Annotated in this window: 21 protein-coding genes; 15 read left to right on the top strand and 6 right to left on the bottom strand. The window is 71.5% G+C overall.

Annotated features, from left to right (window positions below; all coding sequences use genetic code 11):
- Window positions 1–153: 153 nt before the first annotated feature.
- The 3 genes from Ato02nite_RS06415 (at window position 154) to Ato02nite_RS06405 (ending at window position 5,365) form a co-directional block, all read left to right on the top strand.
- Entirely contained in the window at window positions 154–837 is a 684-nt protein-coding gene (locus tag Ato02nite_RS06415; protein ID WP_213005440.1) for a gamma-glutamyl-gamma-aminobutyrate hydrolase family protein, read from the top strand.
- Window positions 838–886: 49 nt separating this feature from the next.
- Entirely contained in the window at window positions 887–1,636 is a 750-nt protein-coding gene (locus tag Ato02nite_RS06410; RefSeq protein ID WP_213005439.1) for a gamma-glutamyl-gamma-aminobutyrate hydrolase family protein, read from the top strand.
- Window positions 1,637–1,828: 192 nt separating this feature from the next.
- Entirely contained in the window at window positions 1,829–5,365 is a 3,537-nt protein-coding gene (locus Ato02nite_RS06405; RefSeq protein ID WP_246606193.1) for a SpoIIE family protein phosphatase, read from the top strand.
- On the opposite strand, the gene Ato02nite_RS06400 is transcribed toward Ato02nite_RS06405, so the two are convergent.
- Window positions 5,355–5,672, bottom strand: coding sequence for an STAS domain-containing protein (locus Ato02nite_RS06400; protein ID WP_213005438.1), 318 nt, complete (start codon window positions 5,670–5,672; stop codon window positions 5,355–5,357). The two genes, Ato02nite_RS06405 and Ato02nite_RS06400, sit on opposite strands and share 11 nt — an antisense overlap.
- Before the next feature lie 115 nt (window positions 5,673–5,787).
- Between Ato02nite_RS06400 and map the strand changes: the two genes are divergently transcribed.
- Both map and Ato02nite_RS06390 read left to right on the top strand, forming a co-directional pair.
- Window positions 5,788–6,645 carry a type I methionyl aminopeptidase gene (map, locus tag Ato02nite_RS06395; protein WP_213005437.1) on the top strand — a complete coding sequence of 286 codons (858 nt, stop codon included), beginning with the start codon at window positions 5,788–5,790 and terminating at the stop codon, window positions 6,643–6,645.
- Window positions 6,642–7,331 (top strand): VIT1/CCC1 transporter family protein, encoded by a 690-nt coding sequence (locus Ato02nite_RS06390; protein WP_281419697.1) that lies wholly within the window; start codon window positions 6,642–6,644, stop codon window positions 7,329–7,331. Before map ends, Ato02nite_RS06390 begins: the two co-directional genes overlap by 4 nt.
- On the opposite strand, the gene Ato02nite_RS06385 is transcribed toward Ato02nite_RS06390, so the two are convergent.
- The 3 genes from Ato02nite_RS06385 to Ato02nite_RS06375 form a co-directional block, all read right to left on the bottom strand.
- Complete coding sequence (locus tag Ato02nite_RS06385) at window positions 7,328–8,035, bottom strand: nucleotidyltransferase domain-containing protein (protein WP_213005436.1); 708 nt, start codon at window positions 8,033–8,035, stop codon at window positions 7,328–7,330. The genes Ato02nite_RS06390 and Ato02nite_RS06385 overlap by 4 nt on opposite strands.
- Before the next feature lie 72 nt (window positions 8,036–8,107).
- Complete coding sequence (locus Ato02nite_RS06380) at window positions 8,108–8,533, bottom strand: ferritin-like domain-containing protein (protein ID WP_213005435.1); 426 nt, start codon at window positions 8,531–8,533, stop codon at window positions 8,108–8,110.
- Entirely contained in the window at window positions 8,530–9,030 is a 501-nt protein-coding gene (locus tag Ato02nite_RS06375; protein WP_213005434.1) for a hypothetical protein, read from the bottom strand. Before Ato02nite_RS06375 ends, Ato02nite_RS06380 begins: the two co-directional genes overlap by 4 nt.
- 155 nt (window positions 9,031–9,185) lie before the next feature.
- Between Ato02nite_RS06375 and rimP the strand changes: the two genes are divergently transcribed.
- From rimP to truB, 10 genes are all read left to right on the top strand, one after another.
- Entirely contained in the window at window positions 9,186–9,806 is a 621-nt protein-coding gene (rimP, locus tag Ato02nite_RS06370; protein ID WP_213005433.1) for a ribosome maturation factor RimP, read from the top strand.
- The gene (gene nusA, locus Ato02nite_RS06365; protein ID WP_213005432.1) at window positions 9,803–10,828 is read left to right on the top strand and encodes a transcription termination factor NusA; all 1,026 of its coding nucleotides are present in this window, start codon (window positions 9,803–9,805) and stop codon (window positions 10,826–10,828) included. The genes rimP and nusA overlap by 4 nt, the downstream gene beginning before the upstream one ends.
- A complete protein-coding gene (locus Ato02nite_RS06360) occupies window positions 10,806–11,192 on the top strand; it encodes a YlxR family protein (protein ID WP_213005431.1) in 387 nt (128 codons plus the stop codon). The genes nusA and Ato02nite_RS06360 overlap by 23 nt, the downstream gene beginning before the upstream one ends.
- 106 nt (window positions 11,193–11,298) lie before the next feature.
- Window positions 11,299–14,406 (top strand): translation initiation factor IF-2, encoded by a 3,108-nt coding sequence (gene infB, locus Ato02nite_RS06355; RefSeq protein WP_213005430.1) that lies wholly within the window; start codon window positions 11,299–11,301, stop codon window positions 14,404–14,406.
- A 148-nt stretch (window positions 14,407–14,554) separates the two neighbouring features.
- Window positions 14,555–15,580 (top strand): TRM11 family SAM-dependent methyltransferase, encoded by a 1,026-nt coding sequence (locus Ato02nite_RS06350; protein WP_213005504.1) that lies wholly within the window; start codon window positions 14,555–14,557, stop codon window positions 15,578–15,580.
- A gap of 22 nt (window positions 15,581–15,602) precedes the next feature.
- Entirely contained in the window at window positions 15,603–15,896 is a 294-nt protein-coding gene (locus Ato02nite_RS06345) for a DUF503 domain-containing protein (RefSeq protein ID WP_213005429.1), read from the top strand.
- A gap of 102 nt (window positions 15,897–15,998) precedes the next feature.
- Window positions 15,999–16,469 (top strand): 30S ribosome-binding factor RbfA, encoded by a 471-nt coding sequence (gene rbfA, locus Ato02nite_RS06340; protein ID WP_213005428.1) that lies wholly within the window; start codon window positions 15,999–16,001, stop codon window positions 16,467–16,469.
- A 20-nt stretch (window positions 16,470–16,489) separates the two neighbouring features.
- Window positions 16,490–17,494: a DHH family phosphoesterase gene (locus Ato02nite_RS06335; protein ID WP_213005427.1), complete on the top strand. Its 1,005-nt coding sequence runs from the start codon at window positions 16,490–16,492 to the stop codon at window positions 17,492–17,494.
- Between the two features lie 532 nt (window positions 17,495–18,026).
- Window positions 18,027–19,448, top strand: a complete 1,422-nt coding sequence (locus Ato02nite_RS06330) for an MATE family efflux transporter (RefSeq protein WP_438873016.1) — start codon at window positions 18,027–18,029, stop codon at window positions 19,446–19,448.
- A gap of 77 nt (window positions 19,449–19,525) precedes the next feature.
- Complete coding sequence (gene truB, locus Ato02nite_RS06325; RefSeq protein WP_246606199.1) at window positions 19,526–20,365, top strand: tRNA pseudouridine(55) synthase TruB; 840 nt, start codon at window positions 19,526–19,528, stop codon at window positions 20,363–20,365.
- On the opposite strand, the gene Ato02nite_RS06320 is transcribed toward truB, so the two are convergent.
- Together Ato02nite_RS06320 and Ato02nite_RS06315 are read right to left on the bottom strand one after the other, a co-directional pair.
- Window positions 20,362–20,748, bottom strand: a complete 387-nt coding sequence (locus Ato02nite_RS06320; protein WP_213005425.1) for a response regulator — start codon at window positions 20,746–20,748, stop codon at window positions 20,362–20,364. The genes truB and Ato02nite_RS06320 overlap by 4 nt on opposite strands.
- Window positions 20,749–20,750: 2 nt before the next feature.
- Window positions 20,751–22,643 carry a sensor histidine kinase gene (locus Ato02nite_RS06315; RefSeq protein WP_213005424.1) on the bottom strand — a complete coding sequence of 631 codons (1,893 nt, stop codon included), beginning with the start codon at window positions 22,641–22,643 and terminating at the stop codon, window positions 20,751–20,753.
- Between the last annotated feature and the right edge of the window lie 42 nt (window positions 22,644–22,685).

Below are 22,685 nucleotides of genomic sequence, written 5' to 3'. Positions count from 1 at the left end.
CTGGTGCAGGCCACAGATCCCTGTGTCGGTGGGACAGATGGGCCCGGGCGCGGCGTCACCTCCCTCTCGAGGTGACGCCGCGCACCAAATCTCCGGCTGAGATCGCCCGGTCGAACGAGCCCGAACGAAACACGATCTGACTACGGTGGAGCGATGCGCCCGATCATCGGCATCACCTCGTACGTGGTGCCTGCCACCTGGGGTGTCTGGCATGACCTGCCCACGGCGCTGATCCCGAACGACTACGTGGCCGCCGTCGAGCAGGCCGGCGGACGCGCGGTGATCATCCCGCCCGACGATCGCGACCCCGATGTGCTGCGCGTCCTCGACGGACTGCTGCTGGCCGGCGGCCCCGATGTCGAACCGGGCCGTTACGGCGCCGAGCCGGAGCCTCTCACCGAGTCCCGCCCGGAGCGCGATGCCGGCGAGTTCTTGCTGGTCCGGCACGCGCTGGCGATCGATCTGCCGATCCTCGGCGTCTGCCGGGGCATGCAGGTGCTGGCCGTCGCCGCCGGTGGCACCCTGCACCAGCACCTGCCCGATGCGCTCGGTCACGAGCGGCACCGGCCGGCCCCGGGTGTCTACGGCGAGCACGAGGCCCGCTTCGAGGGCGGCAGCATGATCGCCAAGCTGATGGGCGACGACGTCGCCATCCACTGCTACCACCACCAGGGTGTCGCCGATGCCGGCACGCTGACCGTCACCGGTCGCACCGAGGACGGCCTGGCCGAGGCCATCGAGGACCAGGACCGCCGGTTCGTGCTCGGCGTCCAGTGGCATCCGGAGGTGATCCGCGACCACCGCCTGTTCGGCGCGTTGGTCGAAGCAGCCGGCTGAGCGCCGGCACACCGCTGCCGAAGAACCGGGAAGAGGAGGAACCCACCGCATGCGCAGGCCCCTTATCGGCATGACCGCGTACGCCCAGCAGGTGCAGTACGGCAACAACGAAGTGATGGCGGGAATGCTCCCGATGACGTACGTGCGGGCCGTGCACGCGACCGGCGGCCGGGCCGTGCTGATCACCCCGGACGAGCCGGACATCGATGTGCTGGAGTCGTTGGACGGGATCGTCTTCTCCGGCGGTGGTGACGTCGACCCGGCGTATTGGGGCGCCGAGCGGCACCCGGAGACCGACGTCGACGCCGTCCGCGACGAGTCCGAGATGATGCTGATGCGCGCCGCGCTCGACCTCGACCTGCCGGTGCTCGGCGTGTGCCGGGGCATGCAGGTGATGGCCGTGGCCGGCGGCGGCACCCTGCACCAGCACCTGCCCGACCTGATCGGGCACGAGCGGCACCGGGCCGCCGCGGGCACCGACCCGCTGGCCGCCGACGCCTCCGCCTACGGCCGGCACGACGTGGTGGTTGCGGCGGAGTCCCGGGCCCACGAACTGCTCGGCTCGCACCTGGTGGTGAACTCGTTCCACCACCAGGCGGTCGACGACCCGGGCAAGTTCACCGCGGTCGGCTGGTGCCCGGACGACCGAGTCGTGGAGATCATCGAGAGCTCGCAGCACGCGTTCGCCTTCGGCGTGCAGTGGCACCCCGAACGCACGTCCGACCTGCGGGTCTTCGGCGCCCTGGTGGAGGCCGCGACCGAGCGCTCGGGTCTGCGCCGGCACGCGTTCGCGGGTTAGGCAACGCCTTCGCCCGGCGGCCCGCGACGGCCGTGACGGACCGCTTGCCGACCGCCTCGGCGGTGCGGCCATCGTTGCGGTCGGGGACGGCCCGGCGCGTACTCGAAAGGGTTTCTTTTCGTCGGGCGAGCCGGTGTTACGGTGCAGACCGTGCCGGTCCGCCGTGGCCGGTTTGATTTTGCGGGAGGATCGATGGGCGCGGAAACTCCGAGCGCCCCCGCCGGTGAATTGCCGCGCCGGTTGCGCACCGCGTTCGAGCGTGGCGGCGAGATGGGCCGGCGGATGCTGGAGCTGGACTGGTCGGCCAGTCCGCTCGGACCACCGGTGGGCTGGCCCGAGGAACTGGTCGATGCGGTCGCCACGATGCTCGCCTCGCGTGCCCAGATCGCCATCTTCTTCGGTCCGGAGTACTGCGCGCTCTACAACGACGCCTACATCCCCGCACTGGGCGACAAGCATCCGGGCAACCTCGGCGTTCCCGGCCGCACGATGTGGAACGAGACCTGGACGCTGCTGCACGAGCTGTTCGACGGGGTCCGCGAGAACGACACCTCCTACCTCAGCCCGGACCACCCGTTCCTGCTGGAGCGGCACGGGTTTCTCGAAGAGACCTACTTCGACATCTCCTACGACCCGATCCGCGGGGCGGACGGCGAGGTCACCGGCATCTTCTGCATCGTCACGGACACCACGTTCCGGTTGTTCGGCGAGCGCCGCACCCGCACGCTCAGCGCTCTCGGCCTGCGACTGGCCGATTCGCCGGACGAGGCCGCGCTGATCGCCGAGGTGGCCGAGGTGTTCCGGGAAAATGCGGCCGACGTGCCGTTCGCCCGGTTGATGCTGGACCCGGACGAGGTGCCGGCGACATCGGCCAGCGGCACGGTGGTGCTGGGTGAGATCACCGACCCGCCGCCGACCGCGGCGGACGAGGCGCTGGTCCTGCCGGTCGGGATCGGTGCGGCGGCGGCCGGCGCGCTGATCGTGGGGGTGAGCCGTTACCTCGCGCTCGACCGCGGTTATCGCGACTTCCTGGAGTTGGCGGCCGCCCAGATCTCGCGCGCGGTGGCGAACGTGCGCGCCTACGCGCAGGAGCGGGCGCGGGCCGCCGAGCTGGCCGCGCTCGACCAGGCCAAGACCAATTTCTTCGCCAATGTGAGCCATGAGTTCCGCACTCCGCTGACCCTGATCCTCGGTCCGCTGGAGGACCTGCTCGACGATCCGGACGTGCCGGCCGCCGAGCGGGAGCGGCTGCTGCCGATGCAGCGCAACGGCCTGCGCCTGCTGAAGCTGGTCAACACGGTCCTCGACTTCTCCCGCCTGGAGTCGGGGCGGATGCGGGCCGTTTACCGTCCGACGGATCTGGCCGACTACACGGCGCGACTGGCGAGCACGTTCCGGTCGGCTGCCGAGCGCGCCGGACTCGAGCTGGTGGTGGCCGCCGAACCGCTGCCTCTCCCGGTCCACGTCGACCGGGAGATGTGGGAGAAGATCGTTCTGAACCTGCTGTCCAACGCGATCAAGTTCACCCCCGCCGGCCGGATCGACCTGCGTGTCTACGCCGAGGCCGGCATGGCCGTCCTGGCCGTGCGGGACACCGGCGTCGGGGTGTCCGCGGCCGAGCGGCCGCTGCTGTTCGACCGCTTCCACCGGGTGGCCGGCGCCTGGTCCCGCTCGCACGAGGGCACCGGCATCGGGCTGGCTCTGGTGCGCGAACTGGCCGAGCTGCACGGCGGCTCGGTGGAAACGGAGAGTGAGGTGGGGCGCGGCAGCGTCTTCACCGTGCGCATTCCCTTCGGGGCCACTCACCTGCCGGCCGACCGGATCGGCGAGGAGGGCGCCCCGATCGTCACCGACGTCACGCCCCGGCTGTTCCTCGAGGAGACGTCCTCCTGGCTGCTCGACTCGGAACCGGCCGAGGAACCCGTCGGCACGCGTGGCCGCATCCTTCTCGTCGACGACAACGCCGACCTGCGCGACCACGTGGCCCGGCTGCTACGCCCGCACTGGGACGTGTCCACCGCGATGGACGGCCTGGCCGCGCTGGAGCTGGTCGAGCGCGAGGCGTACGACCTGGTGCTGACCGACGTCATGATGCCCGGCCTGGACGGCTTCGGCCTGATCGCCGCACTACGCGCCGGTGACCGCACCCGGGACGTACCGATCGTGGTGCTGTCCGCCCGGGCCGGCGAGGAGGCGTCCGGCGCGGGCCTGGCCGCCGGCGCCGACGACTACCTGGTGAAGCCGTTCACGGCGCGGGACCTCACCGCCCGGGTGCGGGCCAACCTCGACCTCGGCCGGGCCCGCCGGCAGGTGATCAGCCGGCTGCGCGGCCTGGTCGACGCGTTCACCGCGGTCAGCACCGTGCGGACCATCGACGAGGTGCTCGACGTGGCCGCCCACCACGTGCTGACCATGACCGGCGCCGGGCGGGTGGTGGTGACCGCCACCGGTGCCCGGGCCGAGGTGGACGGCGGTGCCGACCCGCGGGCCCGGCTCGAGGTCATGTCGCTGCCGGACATCTCCGGCGCCCCGCTCGGCGAGCTGCGGGTCTGGTCCGGTCCGGACGGTCCGCCCGACCCGGAGTTGCTCACCCAGTTGGCCCGGCTGATCGGGCTGCGGCTCGCGAACGCCCGCCTCTACGAGGCCGAGCACCGCATCGCCAGCACCCTGCAGCACAGCCTGCTGCCGCCGTCGCTGCCCCGGGTGCCCGGCACCGTGGTGGCCAGCCGCTATCTGCCCGGCAGCAGCGAGGCCGAGGTCGGCGGCGACTGGTACGACGTGATAGCCGCCCCCGACGACCGGCTGTTCCTGGTGATCGGTGACGTGGTCGGCAAGGGTGTGCAGGCAGCGGCCGGGATGGGGCAGCTGCGCAACGCGCTCCGGGCGTACATCCTCGAGGGTTTCGACTGCGGTGAGGCGCTCACCCGGCTCAACCGGCTGGTCGACAACCTGGGCCGGCGCCAGTTCGCCACCGTGGTGTGCGTGCGGTTCGACCCGGTGATCGGGCAGCTGCACTACTCGTCGGCCGGCCACCCGCCGCCGGTGCTGATCCGTCCCGGACAGCCGGCCGAGTTTCTCTACCGCACCGCGCTGGGCCCGCCGATCGGTGCGCTCGCCGTCGCCGAGTACCCGACCATGGAGGCTTCCCTCGACCCCGGAAGCCGGCTGCTGCTCTACACCGACGGCTTGGTCGAGGACCGCCGGGTCGGCATCGACACCGGCCTGAACCAGCTGATCGAGGATGCCGCGAAACCGGCCGACCACGTCGAGGACCTGCTCGACGCGCTGCTGTCGAGGGCGGCCCGGCGCACCCGGCGGGACGACATCGCGCTGCTCGCGCTGCAGGCCACCGAACCGCGCGAGTTCGTGCTGCGGCTGCCCGCCGACCCGACCCGGCTCAGCATCCTGCGCCGCCGCCTCGAGGACTTTCTCACCGGGCACGGCGTGCTCGAGGCCGACGTGCTCGACCTGACCGTGGCGGTCTCCGAGGCCGCCGCCAACGCGATCGAGCACCCGGTCGACCCGGCCGAACCGCAGATCACCGTGGAGGCGGCGATCGACGAGGACGCGGTGCTGGTGACGGTGCGCGACACCGGGCGCTGGCGGCCGGCTTCGTCGGGCGGCTTCCGCGGCCGCGGCCTCGCCTTGATCGGTGCGCTCACCGAGCTGTCGGTGGCGCGCGGCGATCAGGGCACCGCGGTGACGCTGCGGCGTCCGCTCACTCGCTGAGCCAGGGCTGGCCGGCCAGGCCGGAGATCTCCAGCACCCGCCGCACCTGGGACGACGGCAGCACGATGAGCCCGTCGCCGTACTGCTCGGCGAGCTGGAGAACCGCGTGGATGGCCGCCGAGTCGAAGAACGTGACCTGCCGCAGGTCGAGCGTCGCGGCGGCGGCATCCTCCGTGCGGGCGGCACGGAGCATGGCGCCCGCGGTCGACATGTCGACCTCACCGGCCACGGTCACCGTGGCCCGGCCGTCGGCCACCGCAACGACGGCCGAGAAGTTGGGGTCCGGCCCCTCTTGATCCACGAACATACGATTTCACAGGCTCCCGAGGGCAGCAAGAACCGCCCGAACAGGTTCAGCCGAGCCGTTATCGTGCGGCCGCCGCCACCTCGGCCCGCCGGTGCCACGGCGATAGGCTGGGGCTATGACCGTGCGCGCCCTACTGGTGCCGGGAAAGCAGTCGCCCTGGCGGGCGGTCCCGGCGCAGATCATCCGTCCTGAGTATGTGGGCAAGAAGCGCCCGAAAGAGTGGCGCGGTTCCCACGTGCAGACCCCCGAGACCATCGAGAAGATGCGAATCGCCGGGCGGATCGCGGCGCAGGCGACCCAACTCGCGGGCGAGCACTGCAAGCCCGGCGTCACCACCGACGAGATCGACCGGGTGGTGCACGAGTTCCTCTGTGACCACGGGGCCTACCCGTCGACCCTGGGCTACAAGGGCTTCCCGAAATCGTGCTGCACGTCGCTCAACGAGGTGATCTGCCACGGCATCCCCGACTCGACGGTTCTCGAGGACGGCGACATCATCAACGTCGACGTCACCGCCTATCTCAACGGCGTGCACGGCGACACCGACGCCACGTTCTGCGTGGGCGAGCCGAGCGAGGAGGCGCGCCTGCTGGTCGAGCGCACCCACGAGGCGATGATGCGCGGCATTCGCGCCGTCGCCCCCGGTCGCCCGATCAACGCGATCGGCCGGGTCATCGAGGCGTACGCCCGGCGCTTCGGCTATGGCGTGGTGCGCGACTTCACCGGCCACGGCATCGGCGAGACGTTCCACTCCGGCCTGTATATCCCGCACTACGACAACCCGCGCCTCGACACGGTGATGGAACCGGGCATGACCTTCACCATCGAGCCGATGATCACCCTGGGCACCCACGAGTACGACATGTGGGCCGACGGCTGGACCGTCGTCACCAAGGACCGCAAGTGGACCGCCCAGTTCGAGCACACCCTGGTGGTGACCGAGGACGGCTACGAGATCCTCACCCTGCCGTGACGGTCCTGCCGGCCGAGCATCACCACGCCGACGTCTCCGGCGGCTGGCTGCGGGCCGCGACGTTCGGCGCGATGGACGGCCTGGTCACCAACATCGCGCTGATCGCGGGCGTGGGTGGCGGCGGGGCCGGGCACCGCACGCTGATCCTGACCGGTGTGGCCGGCCTGGTGGCCGGGGCGATCTCGATGGGCCTCGGTGAATACACGAGCGTCCGCAGCCAGAACGATCAGGTGCAGGCCGAGCTGGCCAAGGAACGCCACGAACTCGAGGTCAACCCGGACGGCGAGGCGGCCGAGCTGGTGTCCGCGTGGACCGCCCGGGGCCTGCCGGTGCAGCTGGCCGAGCAGGTGGCGGCGGTGCTGCGGGACAATCCCGAGCAGGCGCTGCGGGTGCACGCGCAGGAGGAGTTGGGCGTCGTTCCCGACGAACTGCCCAGCCCGTGGACGGCGGCCGGTTCGTCGTTCGTCTGCTTCTCGATCGGCGCCCTGATTCCGCTGCTCACCTACCTGTTCGGCAGCGACAGTCTGTGGCTCGCGCTGGCGGTGGGCGGCCTCGGGCTGTTCGGTGCCGGCGCGCTGGTGGCCCGGTTCACCGCCCAGTCGTGGTGGTTCAGCGGCCTGCGCCAGCTGGTCCTGGGCGGCCTGGCCGCGGCCGTCACCTACGGCATCGGGGTCCTGATCGCCTAGTCGAACAGCGCGGTCAGATCTCCGTCGACCGGGCGGCCGCGGGCGGCCAGCTCCTCGGCGTGCTCCTTGAGCACCGCGCCGAGCTCCTGGATGTCGGCGCCCGCGACGCCGGTGCGCTTCACCGCGTCGGCCGCGTTGCGGAAATAGGTGCGGGTGAGCAGGCCGACGATCAGCGCGGCGTGCAGGCGGGCCTCGGCGATCATCACGAGCGCGGCATCCGTCTCATACCACTCGGCGAGCCGGACCGCGCGGGTGTGCGCCGCCGACGCGAGCGCCCAGTTGTGCCGGGCCAGCGTCGTGAACTCGGGCGGCCGCGCCTCGGCGAGCCGGGCCAGGTGGGTGTCGCGCAGCCGGCCGAACCAGCCACGCGGATCGTGCAGCGGGCGGGTGGTCACGTAGCGATCGGCGTCCAGCGGCCAGCGCGACGTCAGCTCCCGCGCCCGGCGCAGCCCTTCGTCCCCGGTGATCACCTCGAGGTCGACCAGGGTGCCGTCCACCCGGCGCAGCGCCGGTTTCGGACCGGTGCCCGCCCGGTAGGTCACGACCAGCAGGTTGACGTCGCTGCCCTCGCGGTCGTCGCCGTGCGCGAGCGATCCGTGCACGCCGACCGCCTGCACCTCGGCCGGCCATCGGCGTTCGATGACGTCGTTCAGCCGCACCGCCAGTCGCCCTCGCGGTGACGTTACGTCGATCTCCTCGAACACCCCGTCATTCTTCGGTATCCGGGTGTCAGCGAAAGGCGTCCGGCGCGGAGCACGAAAACCGACAGAGCGGCGTCAGCCCGCGCGGCCCGGGAAGGCCATCGTCAGTGGGGTCACCGCGTTGAGCCGCCGCCAGCGGACGGCGCGTACCGCGGCGTCGGTCAGTGCGGCGAGCGCGGTGGTCCGGTCGTCGTCCGCGGTCACCCCGAGCACCGGCCGCCAGGCCTGTGCGACACCGTCCTCGATCTTGATGGCGAGGTCCAGTGCGGAGTCCCGGTCGATCACCGGGAAGGGCAGCGTGTAGCCCGCCGGTGTGGGGCCGGAGCTGGACCCGAGTTCGGCGATCTTGTTGATCAGCCAGTCGCGTCGTTCCCGGTGCTCCAGTTCGGCGGCGCGGGCCGCGGTCACCTCGGCCCTGGCGGTCAGCTTCACGCCGAGCAGCCCGTACGCGTAGATGGCCGCCTCCTCGGCGGCCAGCGCGGCCGCGAATTGCTCGCTCATCGCAGCGCCTCGACGTGGGTGGCCCGGCAGGCGGCGATCGAGCCGACCGACCCGGCGCGCACCGCGGTGGTCGCCTTGCAGGCCGCCACCGCGGTCTTCAGGGCGCTCTGCTCGGCCGTCCGGAAACCGGCGATCACCTCGTCGGCCGAGGCGCCGGCCGACGGGGTGGTCAGCGCCGGGCCGGAGGCGGCGGCCGAGGTGGGTGAGGTGCGGCCGATCAGGGTGACCAACTCGGCGGCGTGCGCCCGGTGGTCGGCGGCGAGCGGGCTGAGCCGGTCGGCCACGGCCGGCAGGCTCAGTATCGCCCGGTCGTAGGCGATGGCCAGGGCGAGAGCCTCGTCGAGCACCGGCTGCAGCGCGTCCACCGGCGTCGGCGGATCGGGGTCGTGGCTGAAGAGACCGCATCCACCGAGACTGGTGAGCGCCAGGCCGGCACCGAGCAATCGCCGTCGGCTTTGTCCTACTTCGCTCATCCGCACCGCGTCAGTCAACACCATTCCACCGGCGGCTCGCGGTAAGGGGATGGCGGGGATTTCGGTGCGCCGGGGGACGCCCCTCGAGCCCCGCACGTTACGCTCTGCGTCAGCCGCGGGGCTTTCAGCCCGGCGGCATATAGTGCTTTCCTTGGACCCTTAGTGAAAGGTCGAGCCCGATGACGCAGCGTGGTCGCGCCGGCGCCCGGCCTGGCAACCGTTCCGGTGCCCACAAGCCCCGGGAGGAAGCGGAGCAGCGGACCCCCGCCGCCCCGCGCATCGACCTCGGGGCCGCCAAGGCCCGGGTGCAAGCGGTGATCGAGCCGGTGATCCAGAAAGCCGGCTACGACCTGGAGGACGTGAACGTGTCCCGGGCCGGCCGGCGGCACGTGGTCCGGGTCCTGGTGGACACCGACGGGGGCATCAATCTGGACGGCGTGGCCGTCGTCTCGCGGGAGATCTCGGCGGCGCTCGACGCGGCCGAGGAGAGCGGCGGCGAGGTGCTCGCCGGTGAATACCAGCTCGAGGTCGGTTCGCCCGGCGTGGATCGGCCACTGACCCTGCCGCGGCACTGGCGGCGCAACCGCGGCCGGCTGGTCGCGGTGAACGGACTGACCGGCCGGGTGGTCGACGTGGACGACGCGGGCGTCGTTCTGGACGTCGACGGCGTGTCCCGGGCGGTGACCTTCGCCGAGCTCGGCCCCGGGCGGGTGCAGATCGAGTTCAAGCGGCTCGACGAGGCCGATTTCGGCGATGAAGACGATGACGACGACGAAGAGGATGGGGAGGGCGGGGAGTGAACATCGACCTCGCGGCGCTGCGCGCCCTGGAGCGCGAGCGGGAGATCCCGTTCGACACGATCCTCGCGGCTATCGAGACCGCGCTGTTGACCGCCTACCGGCACACCGAGGGCGCGCAGAGCCACGCCCGGGTGGAGATCGACCGCAAGTCCGGCGTGGCGTCGGTGCTGGCTCAGGAGACGGACGCGGACGGCACGGTGGTGCGGGAGTGGGACGACACCCCGCACGACTTCGGCCGGATCGCGGCGATGACCGCCAAGCAGGTGATCCTGCAACGCCTCCGGGAGGCGACCGACGAACAGCACTTCGGGGAGTACGCGGGACGCGACGGTGACCTGATCACCGGCATCGTGCAGGCCGACGCCGCGCGGGCCGAGAAGGGCATCGTGATCGTCGACCTCGGCAAGATCGAGGCGGTGCTCCCGCAGTCCGAGCAGGTGCCGGGGGAGTCCTACGACCACGGCTCGCGCATCCGGGCGATCGTCGTGCACGTGGCCAAGGGCTTCCGCGGCCCGCAGGTCACCCTGTCCCGCTCGCACCCGGCCCTGGTGAAGAAGCTGTTCGCCCTAGAGGTTCCGGAGATCGCCGACGGCACCGTCGAGATCGCCGCGATCGCACGTGAGGCAGGTCACCGCACCAAGATCGCGGTGCATTCGACCGTGCCCGGCGTGAATGCGAAGGGCGCCTGCATCGGCCCGATGGGCCAGCGGGTGCGGGCGGTGATGAGCGAGTTGCACGGCGAGAAGATCGACATCATTGACTGGTCGGAGGACCCGGCCCAGTTCGTCGGCAACGCGCTCTCCCCGGCGAAAGCCCTGCGTGTGGAGGTGGTGGACGCCGCCACCCGGACGGCCCGGGTGACCGTGCCCGACTTCCAGTTGTCGCTGGCGATCGGCCGGGAGGGGCAGAACGCCCGGCTGGCTGCGCGGCTGACCGGATGGCGGATCGACATCCGCCCGGACAACGAGCCGGCCGAGCGTCCGGCTCAGACGGATCGTGATGCGGCCGAGGCGGGAAGCTGACCGGATACGCGGACGCCACCGGCGAGGGGTAGACTTTGCCGTGGCCGGTCCGACGCGCACCTGTGTCGGTTGCCGTAAACGCGCGCCGGCCTCTGAGTTAGTTAGGTTCGTCGTGGCTGGCAGCTGGGATGATTTCCGCTTCCAACCCGATCCGAACCGCCGACTGCCGGGCCGGGGAGCGCACTTGCATCCCGATCCGGCTTGCTTCGCGCAGGCGGAGCGGCGCCGTGCCTTCGGGCGGGCGCTGCGATTCACCGGTGTTGCTGACACCGGTCCGCTCGCCGAGCACATCCGTTCGGTCTCCATGCCGCGCGGAACGACCGATGATCAGGCCGCCAGGCCCGATCACGACCCAGCAAGGTAGGACGACCCAGATGAGCACACGATGAAGTCCCTGAAATGAACAGGCTTCTAGTGCACGAGTGAGGTCGTTGCGGGTGCGCTCGCACGACCTCGAAGTGAGGAGTGCAGTGCCAGGTAAGGCCCGCGTACACGAGCTCGCAAAGGAGCTCGGGGTCGACAGCAAGACCGTTCTCGCCAAGCTCAAAGAGATGGGCGAGTTCGTCAAATCAGCTTCCAGCACGGTCGAGGCCCCGGTGGCCCGGCGGTTGCGTGGTGCCCTCGAGGCAGGGTCCGCTCCGGCGGGGTCCGCCCCGTCCGCATCCGGTGCCCCCGAGTCCCCGTCCCTGCGGCCGGCCCCATCCACCGGCGCCCGGCCGCAGCCGCCGCGCCGCCCCGCCGCGCCCGCGGCGGACGCACCCAGTGCGCCCAGCGCACCCAGCAGCGCGCCGACTTCCCCGGCTCCGTCGCCGGGTCCGTTCGTGCGCCCCAAGCCGCCGGCCGTCCGCCCGGGCCCCACGCCCGGTCCGGTCGCCAAGCCGGCGAGTGCCCACGACATCGAGGTGGCGGCCGCCGAGGCGCGCGCCTCGGCGCTCAAGGCCGAGCAGGAGGCCGCGGTCAAGGCCGCGCAGGCCGCTCGCACCCGGGACGCCGAGCGTCGGGCCCAGCAGCCGCAGCCCGACATCCGGCCGACCGGCTCCGGCCCGCGTCCGGGCCCTGGCTCGGTTCCGCCGCGTCCGGGTTCCCCGGCCGCCAGCCCCCGCACGAGCGGTCCGTCCGCTCCGGGCGGTGGCCCGCGTCCCGGTCCCGCGGGTGGCAACCCTCGTCCGCCGGCGCGCGGTCCCGGTAACAACCCGTTCGGTGTCTCCGGTGGCGGGGCCGCTCGGCCCACGCCGTCCGCGATGCCCCGTCCCAACCAGCCCGGCATGCCGCCGCGGCCGAGCCCGGCGTCCATGCCGCCGCGGCCCAGCCCCGCGTCCATGCCCGCGCAGCGTCCCGGTCGTCCCGGTGGCGGTCCCGGCGGTGGCGGCGCAGGCCGTCCCGGTGGCGGTCCCGGTGGCGGTCGTGGTGGTCCCGGCGGCGGCGGTGGCGGTTTCCGTCCCGGTGGCGGCGGCGGCGGTGCCGGTGGCGGTTTCCGTCCCGGTGGCGGCGGCGGTGCCGGCGGTGGCGGTGGCTACCGCGGCGGTCCCGGCGGCGGTGGCGGCGGTGGCGGCGGCTACCGCGGCGGTCCCGGCGGCGGTACGGGTGGCCCGGTCGGTGCCGGCGCTCCGGGTCGTCCCGGTGGCGGCGGTCGCGGTCGTGGCGGCGGTGCCGCGGGTGCCTTCGGGCGTCCGGGTGGCCGGCCGACCCGTGGCCGCAAGTCGAAGAAGCAGCGGCGTCAGGAGTTCGACAACCTGTCGGCCCCGGCCATGAGCTCGGGCGCGCCCCGCGGCAACGGCCAGGAGATCAGGCTGTCCCGTGGCGCGTCGCTCTCCGACTTCGCCGACAAGATCAACGCGAACCCCGGCTCGCTGGTCCAGGAGATGTTCAACCTGGGCGAGATGGTGACGGCGACGCAGTCGTGTTCCGACGACACGTTGCTGCTGCTCGGCGAGCACCTGGGCTTCAACGTGCAGATCGTCAGCCCCGAGGACGAGGACCGCGCGCTGCTCGCGCAGTTCAACATCGACCTCGACGCTGCCGTGGACGAGGACCGGCTGGTCACGCGGCCGCCGGTGGTGACCGTCATGGGTCACGTCGACCACGGTAAGACGAAGCTGCTCGACGCGATCCGCAAGACCAACGTGGTCGCCGGCGAGGCGGGTGGCATCACCCAGCACATCGGTGCCTACCAGGTCGTCGTCCCGCACCAGGGCGAAGAGCGGGCGATCACCTTCCTGGACACCCCGGGTCACGAGGCGTTCACCGCCATGCGTGCTCGTGGCGCCCAGGTGACCGACATCGTGATCCTGGTGGTCGCGGCGGACGACGGCGTGATGCCGCAGACGGTCGAGGCGTTGAACCACGCCAAGGCCGCCGACGTGCCGATCGTGGTCGCGGTCAACAAGGTCGACAAGCCGGACGCCAACCCGGACAAGGTGCGTCAGCAGCTGACCGACTACGGCCTGCTCGCTGAGGAGTACGGCGGCGACACGATGTTCGTCAACGTGGCCGCCAAGCCGGGCACCGGCATCGACGAGCTGCTCGAGGCGGTCCTCCTGACCGCCGACGCGTCGCTGGAGCTGACCGCTCCGACCGACGGGCCGGCGCAGGGTGTGGTCGTCGAGTCGCACCTCGACAAGGGCCGTGGTGCCCTGGCGACCGTGCTGGTCCAGAAGGGCACGCTGCGAGCCGGCGACTCGATCGTGGCGGGTGGCGCGCACGGCCGCGTCCGCGCCATGCTCGACGAGAACGGCAACACCGTGGCCGAGGCCGAGCCGGCTCGTCCGGTCCTGGTCCTGGGTCTGACCTCGGTGCCGGGTGCGGGTGACACGTTCCTCGCGGCTGAGGACGACCGCACCGTGCGGCAGATCGCCGAGCAGCGGCAGGCACGCCGCCGTGCGGCGAGCTTCGCCAACTCGCGGACCCGGGCCACCCTCGAGACGCTCATGGAGCAGCTCAAGGAGGGCGAGAAGACCTCGCTCACCCTGGTCATCAAGGGCGACTCGTCCGGTTCGGTCGAGGCCCTCGAGGACGCGCTGTTCAAGATCGAGATCCCGGACGAGATCCAGCTCAAGGTCATCCACCGCGGCGTCGGTGCGATCACCGAGAGCGACGTGAACCTGGCGTCGGCGTCCTCGGATGCCACCGCCACGATCATCGGCTTCAATGTCCGCGCCTCCAACAAGGTCAAGGACATGGCCGACCGGGCCAACGTGGAGATCCGCTACTACAGCGTTATCTACCAGGCCATCGAGGAGATCGAGGCCGCGCTCAAGGGTCTGCTCAAGCCGGAGTACGAGGAGGTCGAGCAGGGCACCGCGGAGATCCGCGAGGTCTTCCGCTCGTCCAAGATCGGCCTCATCGCCGGCTGTATGGTCCGCAGCGGTCTTCTCCGCCGCAACGCCAAGGCCCGCATCCTGCGGGACGGCGTCGTGGTGGCGGAGAACGTCACGATCAGCTCGCTGCGCCGTTTCAAGGACGACGCCACCGAGGTCCGCGAGGGCTTCGAGTGTGGTCTGACGATGAGCGGCTTCGGCACCCCGCAGGTCGGCGACGTGATCGAGACCTTCGAGATGCGCGAGAAGCCCCGCGCATAGCCGATTAAGCCGGGAGCCCTCTGTCCGCGGAAAGCGCGGACCGGGGGCTCTCGGCTATATGCCTGCTATGGGGGCCGAGCCCCCAAACCCCCACGGTGCGGTGGTGGCGCTCGCTGCGTCCGTCGCGCCGCCTGCCAAGATGGCACGCATGTCCCGGTACGCCCTGCTCCTTGCGCCCTATGCCAACCGCGTCTACGCCGATCAGGCCGCTCGGTTGTCGCTCGCCGAACTCGCCGCCTTCCGGCCCGTACTCTCGTCCGACATTTCGGATATCGGCGTGGAGAAGTTCGGCGGGGTGGAGTATCTCGGCTTTACCGGCTCGCTCTCCCTGCGGGATATTTCGTACTTGTCCAATCTGTCCGCAGCGTATGCGCTGTTCGAGCGGGTGGATGAGGATCTGCTGCGGCCGCTGGAGATCACGCCGCTGGCTCGGTACGACAGTGACCTGATCACCATTCCCAAGTACGCCGGGAAGACCAACGAGCAGTTCACGAAGCTTGTTCTCAACCTCACGCTGCTCGCCTCGAAGTCGGCCGACCGGATGCTCGACGGCGGCCTGACCGTCCTCGATCCGCTGTGCGGGCGCGGCACCACCCTCAATCAGGCGCTGATGTACGGCTACGACGGCATCGGGGTGGAGCTCGACGGCAAGGACGTGGAGGCGTACAAGCTCTTCCTGCAGACCTGGCTCAAGCGCAAGCGTCTCAAGCACACCGCCGACCTCGTGCCGGTGCGCCGCCAGGGGCGGCGGGCGGCCCGGCGGCTCGAAGTGACCCTGGCTGCCAGCAAGGACGACCACAAGGCCGGCGCGGTGCAGAAGATCACCGTGTTGCAGGCCGACACCACCCAGCTGGACGGGTTGCTGCGCGGCGGGGTCGCCGACATTCTGGTGACCGACCTGCCCTACGGGGTGGCGCACGGCAGTTACGACGATGCCGGCGGCATCACCCGCAGCCCGCTCGACCTGCTCGAACGCGCGGTGCCGACCTGGTTGCCGCTGCTGCGGCCGGGCGCCGCGCTGGGGCTGTCCTGGAACGTCAAGGTCGCCCGGCGCGAACTGGCCGAGGACATCCTGGTCGCCAACGGTCTGGAGATCGTTGAGCACGAGCCGCTCGCCCACCGCGTCGACCAGGGCATCGAGCGCGACGTGATTATTGCCCGCACGATGAACTGAAAAAGGTCTACCCTGCTCGCTGATGTTTACCGAAACCGCAGTGTTCGACCTGCTCCTGCCGGGCGACTCGCGCACGCTCAAGCAGAAGCGTTCTTATGTCCGCCCGATCCTGGCGATGCTCAAGAAGTACGAGGTGAGCGTGGCCGAGGTCGGTTTCCACGATCTGTACGGCCGGGCCCAGATCGGCGTGGCCGTGGTCGCGGCGGAGGCCGGACAGGCCCGCGCCGTGATCGACACCTGCGAGAACCAAATGGCCGGCCGTCCCGAGATCGAGCTGTTGTCGGTCCGGCGCCGGCTCTACGGCGACGAGGATTAGCCCGGCTGCCGGGGCGTTCGTGTGCAACACGGCGTGGGTACGCTTCAGCAGTTGGGCGGGAGCAGTACGGACCCGCGGTAATTACAGTCGGAGGTGGGCGATATGTCGGACCCGGCCAAGACGCGTCGACACGCGGAGCGCGTCAAGGAACTGGTGGCGTCGCTGGTGCGTGAGATCAAAGACCCCCGGCTCGGCATGGTGACGATCACGGACGCCCGGATCACCGGCGACCTCCGCGAGGCCACCGTCTACTACACGGTTCTGGGCGACCCGACCGAGCAGGCCGGCACGCAGGCGGCGCTGGAGAGCGCCAAGGGCATGCTGCGCACCCGTGTCGGCCACGCGCTGGGCCTGCGGCACTCGCCGAGTCTGGCGTTCGTGCAGGACAACGTGATGGACCACGCCAAGGAGATGGAGGACCTGCTCGCCGAGGCCCGCCTCCGCGACGAGGAGGTTCAGCGCCTCGCGGCCGGCAAGCAGTACGCCGGCGATCCCGACCCCTACAAGGCGGACGACGAGGACGACGAGGACGAGGGCGCCGAGCGGGTGGGCGCGCGCGAGGACCTCGGGTGACTAATGCCTCACCCGGGGGAGTGACCGAAACGGAGTGGTCCGCGGCCGTCGACGCGGTCCGCGGGCTCACTCCCGGTCCGGACGGTGACGAGGTCCAGCTGATCTGCCACGTGAACCCGGACGGGGACGCGCTGGGCAGCATGCTGGGCTTCGCCCTGGCCCTGCGCGAGCGGGGCATCACCCGGCTGCGGGCGACCTTCCCCGGCGATTTCGAGCTGCCCACCCCCTATCAGGACCTGCCCGGCGTCGAGCTGCTCGTGCCGGAACCGGAGGCCTTCCGCGCTCCGGCCCTGGTGATGACGTTCGACGTGGCCGCCGAATCCCGTCTGGGCGACCTGGTCGCGCTGTTGCGGGCGCCCTGCGTCGTGGTGCTCGATCACCACGCCTCCAACACCCGGTTCGGCCAGGTCAACCTGGTCGACCCGCGGGCCGCGGCCACGTCGGTGGTGGTCGACGGCCTGCTGTCCCGGCTGGGCGTCCCGCTCGACGCCGCGATCGCCGAGTGCCTCTACGTGGCGCTGGCCACCGACACCGGTTCGTTCAAGTTCGACATGACCACGCCCGAGGTGCACGAGTTGGCCGCGCGGCTGATCGCCGCCGGCATCAGCCCCGGCGACATCTCCCGGCGGATCTTCGACACCCGCCCCTTCGGGGCGATGAAACTCGCCGGCGAGGTGATCGGCCGGGCCACCCTCGATCCCACCGCCGCGGGCGGCCAGGGCATGGTCTGGACGTACGCGACCCAGGCCGACCTGGCCCGCCACGACCAGCGCCCGTACGTCCTGGACACCCTGATCGACCCGGTGCGCGGGGTGGCCGAGGCCGACGTGGCCGTGGTGATCAAGGAGACCCCACAGGGCGACTGGTCGGTGTCGCTGCGCAGCAAGGGCGCGGTGGACGTGAGCCGGGTGGCGGTGTCCCTCGGCGGCGGAGGTCATCGCCTGGCCGCGGGTTTCACCGGCCACGGCACACCCGAAGAGGTGGCCGCGACGGTCAAAGGCCTGTTGGCAGCCAACCTGATCTAGCACGCACCCCTAGCCGTCCGCTTACTATTTGTAAGCGGGCGATTTCTCTGCGTGTCCAGAGTCGCGTGTCTCGACGACGGGTCGTTTCCGCACGTCGGAGGCCTGCGGGAGGTGTCGGATCAACGTCCGTTGTCTCAAACAACGGGAACGGTGCCTCAATCAGCGGACCTGAACGATAGTTTGGTCCTTAACGGTGATTTGGTTTTGCGCGGCCGTGACACCACCGCCCGCCGCGAGGCCTCGAGCCACCCGGGTCCACCGACTCGGGCCGCGTCACTGACGCGCCAAGCGTCCGGCGACCCCGGACCGGCCACGTGACGCCCCGCTCGACCGATTCTGGGCGCGCGCTGCGATGCCGCGCCCCACCCACCGTGGAGGACCATCATGGCTGCCAAGCCGAAGCCCCAGCCCACCGATGAAGCCCGCGAGCAGGCGCGCCGCGCCCTGCAGACCTCGCTGGACACCCGCCAGTAGCTGGTAAGCACCCAACTGAATTGCGTCCCTTACTGCTGGGCGGGCATCATGGTTGTCCATGAGCCCGTCTGCCCGGCCGCCTGACCAGCCCGCGACGTCGCCTCCGTCCTCTGCCGCGCTCGACCCGGCAGAGGCCACGCATCCCGCGTCCGAGCTGTCGGCGGGCATCGGCAGCGGCGCGCGGGAGTCGGCCAGTGCGAAAGGCATCGCTCGGCTGGCGGTGCCGGCCCTGGTCGTACTGGCCGCCGAGCCGCTCTACGTCCTCGTCGACACGGCCGTGGTCGGGCACCTCGGGCGGGTTCCGCTCGCGGCCGTCGCGGTCGGCGGGACGGTCATGTCGCTGGCGGCCTGGTTCGGCAACCTCATGGCCTACGGCACCACCGGGCGTGCGGCCCGGCGGTTCGGTGCCGGCGACCGGTCGGCGGCCGTGGCCGAGGGCGTGCAGGCCTCCTGGCTCGCGCTCGCGATGGGCGCCGTCCTCATCGTGCTCGCCCAGATCGGTGCCGGCCCACTGGCCGCCGCCCTCGCCGGCGACGCGACCACGGCGGACGCCGCCGCCGGCTGGTTGCGCGTTGCCTCGCTCGGCGCCCCCGGGCTTCTCCTGGCCGCGGCCGGGAACGGGTGGATGCGCGGCGTGCAGGACACCCGGCGGCCGTTGCTTTTCGTGCTGGGTGCCAACGTGCTCTCCGCGATCCTCTGCCCGGTCCTGGTCTATCCGGCCGGCTGGGGCCTGACCGGCTCCGCCGTCGCCAACGTCGTGGCGCAGACCGTCTCCGGTGGCTGTTTCCTGGCGGCGCTCATCCGGGAGACCCGCGCGCTGCGGCCGCGACCGCAGGTCATCCTGCAGCAGCTCGCGCTCGGGCGGGACCTGCTCATCCGCGGCGCCGCCTTCCAGGCCTGCTTCCTCTCGGCTACCGCGGTTGCGTCCCGCTTCGGGGTCGCGGCGGTCGGGGCGCACCAGATCGCGTTGCAGCTGTGGTTCTTCAGCGCGCTGGCGCTGGACGCGGTGGCGATCGCGGCGCAGTCCCTGGTCGGGGCGGCGCTCGGCGGCGGCGACGCGGACGGCGCCCGGGACGTCGCCCGCCGGGTGACCATCGCCGGTGGGGTAGCCGGGATCGGATTCGCGGTGCTGGCGGCGGCCGGCGCGGGCGTGGTGCCCGGCTGGTTCACGCCGGACCGGTCGGTGCACGAGCAGGCGGCGATCGTCTGGCCGTGGTTCGTCGGGCTGATGCCGTTCGCCGGGGTGGTCTACGCCCTGGACGGTGTGCTGATCGGCGCCGGTGACATCCGCTACCTGCGCAATCTCACCCTCGCGTCGGCGCTGCTGGGCTTCCTGCCGGCGATCTGGCTGGCCTACTGGCTCGACCTCGGGCTGGGCGGCGTCTGGGCGGGACTCGGCCTGTTCGTCCTGATCCGCTTCGTGACCATCGTCTGGCGCTGGCGCTCCGGCGGCTGGGCGGTCATCGGAGCCACCCGCTGAGAACGCCACGCGCCGGGCGGCCCTAAGGTGGGCGGGTGAGCGCGGACGGGCTGATCGTGGTGGACAAGCCGGCGGGGATGACCTCGCACGATGTGGTGGCGAGGATTCGGCGGCTGGCCAAGACGCGCCGGGTCGGGCATGGCGGGACGCTCGATCCGATGGCGACCGGCGTGCTGATCATCGGGGTCAACCGGGCTACCCGGTTGCTCACCTACGTGATCGGCTCGGGCAAGAGCTATGCCGCGACGATCCGGCTGGGGCAGACCACGATCACCGACGATGCGGAGGGCGACGTCACGGCCACCGTTTCGGCGGCCGGCGTCGCCGACGCCGACATCCACTCCGGCCTGGCGGCCCAGCGGGGCGAGATCGACCAGGTGCCGAGCGCGGTGAGCGCCATCAAGATCAACGGCGAGAGAGCCTACAAACGGGTACGGGACGGAGAAACGGTCGAGCTGCCGGCCCGCCGGGTGACCGTCGCGCGTCTCGACGTCCTGGACATCCGCCGGTCGGGCGACCTGGTCGACGTCGACATCGAGGTGGACTGCTCGTCGGGCACCTACATCCGAGCCATCGCGCGCGACCTGGGCACGACCCTGGGCGTGGGCGGGCACCTCACCGCCCTGCGGCGCACGGCCGTGGGCACGATGACGCTCGCCGAGGCCGTCACCCTCGAAGAGCTGGAGAAGACCGCCCCCGACGTGGTCGGCCTGCCGATGGCCGACGCCGCCCGGCAGACCTTCCCGCAGCGCACGGCCACCCCGGAGGAGGCGCGGGTGCTCAGCCACGGCGGCCCGCTCGACCCGGTCGGCATCGACGGTCCGTACGCGGTGTTCGGCCCGGACGGCGAGGTCCTGGCGATCGTCTCGGAGCGTGCGGGCCGCGCCCGCGCCGAGATCGTGCTCGCCCCGGCCTAGCTCAAGTGGCGGGCGACCGTCGCGACCAGGTCGGCGGCCGCGTAGGGCTTGTCGAGGAAGTCGTCGCAGCCGGCCTCGATCGCGGCGGCCCGGTCCTGCGGGAGCACGCTTGCCGTCACCGCCACCACCGTCGGGCGTTTGCCGGCCGGGAGCAGGCCGGCGGCCAGTTCGCGGGCCAGGTTCAGGCCGTTGCCGTCGGGCAGGTTCATATCCAGCAGGACCAGGTCGACGTCGGTGGCGCGTAACCGGTCGCGGGCCGCGGACAGGCTGGTGGCGTCCACTACCGTGGCGGTGCGGACCGTTTCGTCGGACGCTCGGGACAGCACGGCCTTGACCAGAGTCCGGTTCAGTTCCTCGTCCTCGACCAGCAGGATCGTGCTCATGGTCAGCTCCTTCCGGTCACGGGTGCCCGGGTCGCGGGGTGCGGCGCGGGCAGGACGGTCTCGGCGGGCAGTCGGACGGTGAAGACGCTGCCGACGCCGATCTCCGATCTCAGGGTGATCTCGCCGTCGTGGGCCTCGACGAGACGTTTGGTCAGGGCCAGGCCGAGGCCGGTGCCGGCGCGTTGCCGGTCGGGGTCGCCGACCTGCTGGAACTCTTCGAACACCAGGGGCTGGTCCTCTTCCGAGATGCCGACCCCGGTGTCGGCTACCGACACGTACACCCGATCGCCGGCCTCTTGTGCCGCGACCGTGACCGAACCGCCGGGCTCGGTGAATTTGATGGCGTTGGACAGCAGGTTTTCGACGATCTGCCGGAAGCGCACCCGGTCGGCCAGCGCGGTCGCCTCCGGCAGATCGGTGCGCACCGTGATGCCCTTGGTGGTGAACAGTGGGGCCAGGCCGGTGAGCAACTCGGTGATGGCGGTGTCGACCCGGAGCGGGGCCGGGCGCAGGTCCAGCCGGCCGGCCTCGATCTTGGCCAGATCGAGGATGTCGTTGATCAGGCCGAGGAGGTGGCGGCCGCTGGTGTGGATGTGGTCGACCCACTCGGCAGGGACGCGGCGCCGGTCGCCCTCCGGTTCCTCGACGCGCATCAGGTCGCTGAATCCGATGATCGCGTTGAGCGGGGTGCGCAGCTCGTGGCTCATGTTGGCGAGGAACGCGCTCTTCGCCTGGTTGGCCGCGGTGAGCGCCTCGACCGACGCGCTCAGCTCGGTGGTCAGGCGGCGCTGCGCGTCGGCGACGGCCTGCCGTTCGGCGAGGATGCCGGCCTGGCCGCCGAGCGCGGCGAGCAGGCGCAGGTCGTCGTCGCGGAACAGGGTGCGGTGCCGGTTGAACAGGAGCACCGCGCCGTCGACGTCGGGCGGCACCGGCATGGCGAGCACCGTGACGTAGCTGTCGCCGAGGTGGTCGCCGTAGTGCGCGACCAGGGCCGGCGTGCCTTCGCGCAGCCGGGCCGGGCGGCCGGCCCGGACCAGCGCGGTGATGTCGGCCGCGTCGACCTGGGTGAGTTCGGGCAGCGGCGGCCCGGCGTACGCGGTCTGGGCGAGCTGGCCGTCGGGGCGGGGCATCAGCACGGCGACGGCCTCGGCGCCGGTCTGCTCGCGCATGATCTCGGCGTACGTCTGCCAGACCTGCGCGGGGGACTGGACATCGGCGCGCAGCAGCCGTTCGGTGACGTGCCAGGCGGCGCTGCTGGAGAACATCCGCCGCAGCGAGCGCGAGGGCATGAAGGCGACCAGGTAGCCGAGGCCGCTGAGCAGGGCGAGCACCCGGCTCACGGCGGTCAGCTGAGGGCCGTGCACCGCGCCCAGGGCGACGAATACGATCATGACGCCGAACGTGAGGGTGGCCGCGGACGCGATGGTCAGCCGGGCGCGATTGGCGCCGGCCCGGGTGCGGGCCTTGCCCCAGAGCAGGGTGGCCGCGACCACCTCGCTGAGGCTGAAGCCGAGGGTCATCGCCATCAACCCGCCGGGGCTGAGCGGGCGGGCCGCCATCAGCAGCGGAACGGCGAGACCGATGTACGCCATCAGCACCAGCCGGTCGAGCAGCCGTGGCACCGCCCGTAACCGGGCGGCCAGCCGGACCGTGAGGTAGGGCTGGGCGAGCAGCACGGTGGTGGTGGCGATGCCCACCCAGATGGGCAGCGTGCCGCCGGCCAGCCGGCGGGCGATGTCCACCCCGAAGAACACCGTGCACGGCAGGAAGACCAGCGTCACGTTGCCCTGCAGGGGGTCGCGGCGCAGCAGGTAGCCGCCGAGCGCACGGAGGAACAGCACCGCGAAGGTGAACTCCGCCGCGAGCAGGACGAGCACGCTCCAGTCGATGCGCATATCGGGGCTAATCGTAGCGTTTCGGTCGGTTGGTAAGACCGA

The sequence above is a fragment of the Paractinoplanes toevensis genome (assembly GCF_018332695.1).
Lineage (GTDB): Bacteria > Actinomycetota > Actinomycetes > Mycobacteriales > Micromonosporaceae > Actinoplanes > Actinoplanes toevensis.
This window is presented reverse-complemented; position numbering and strand designations above follow the sequence as displayed.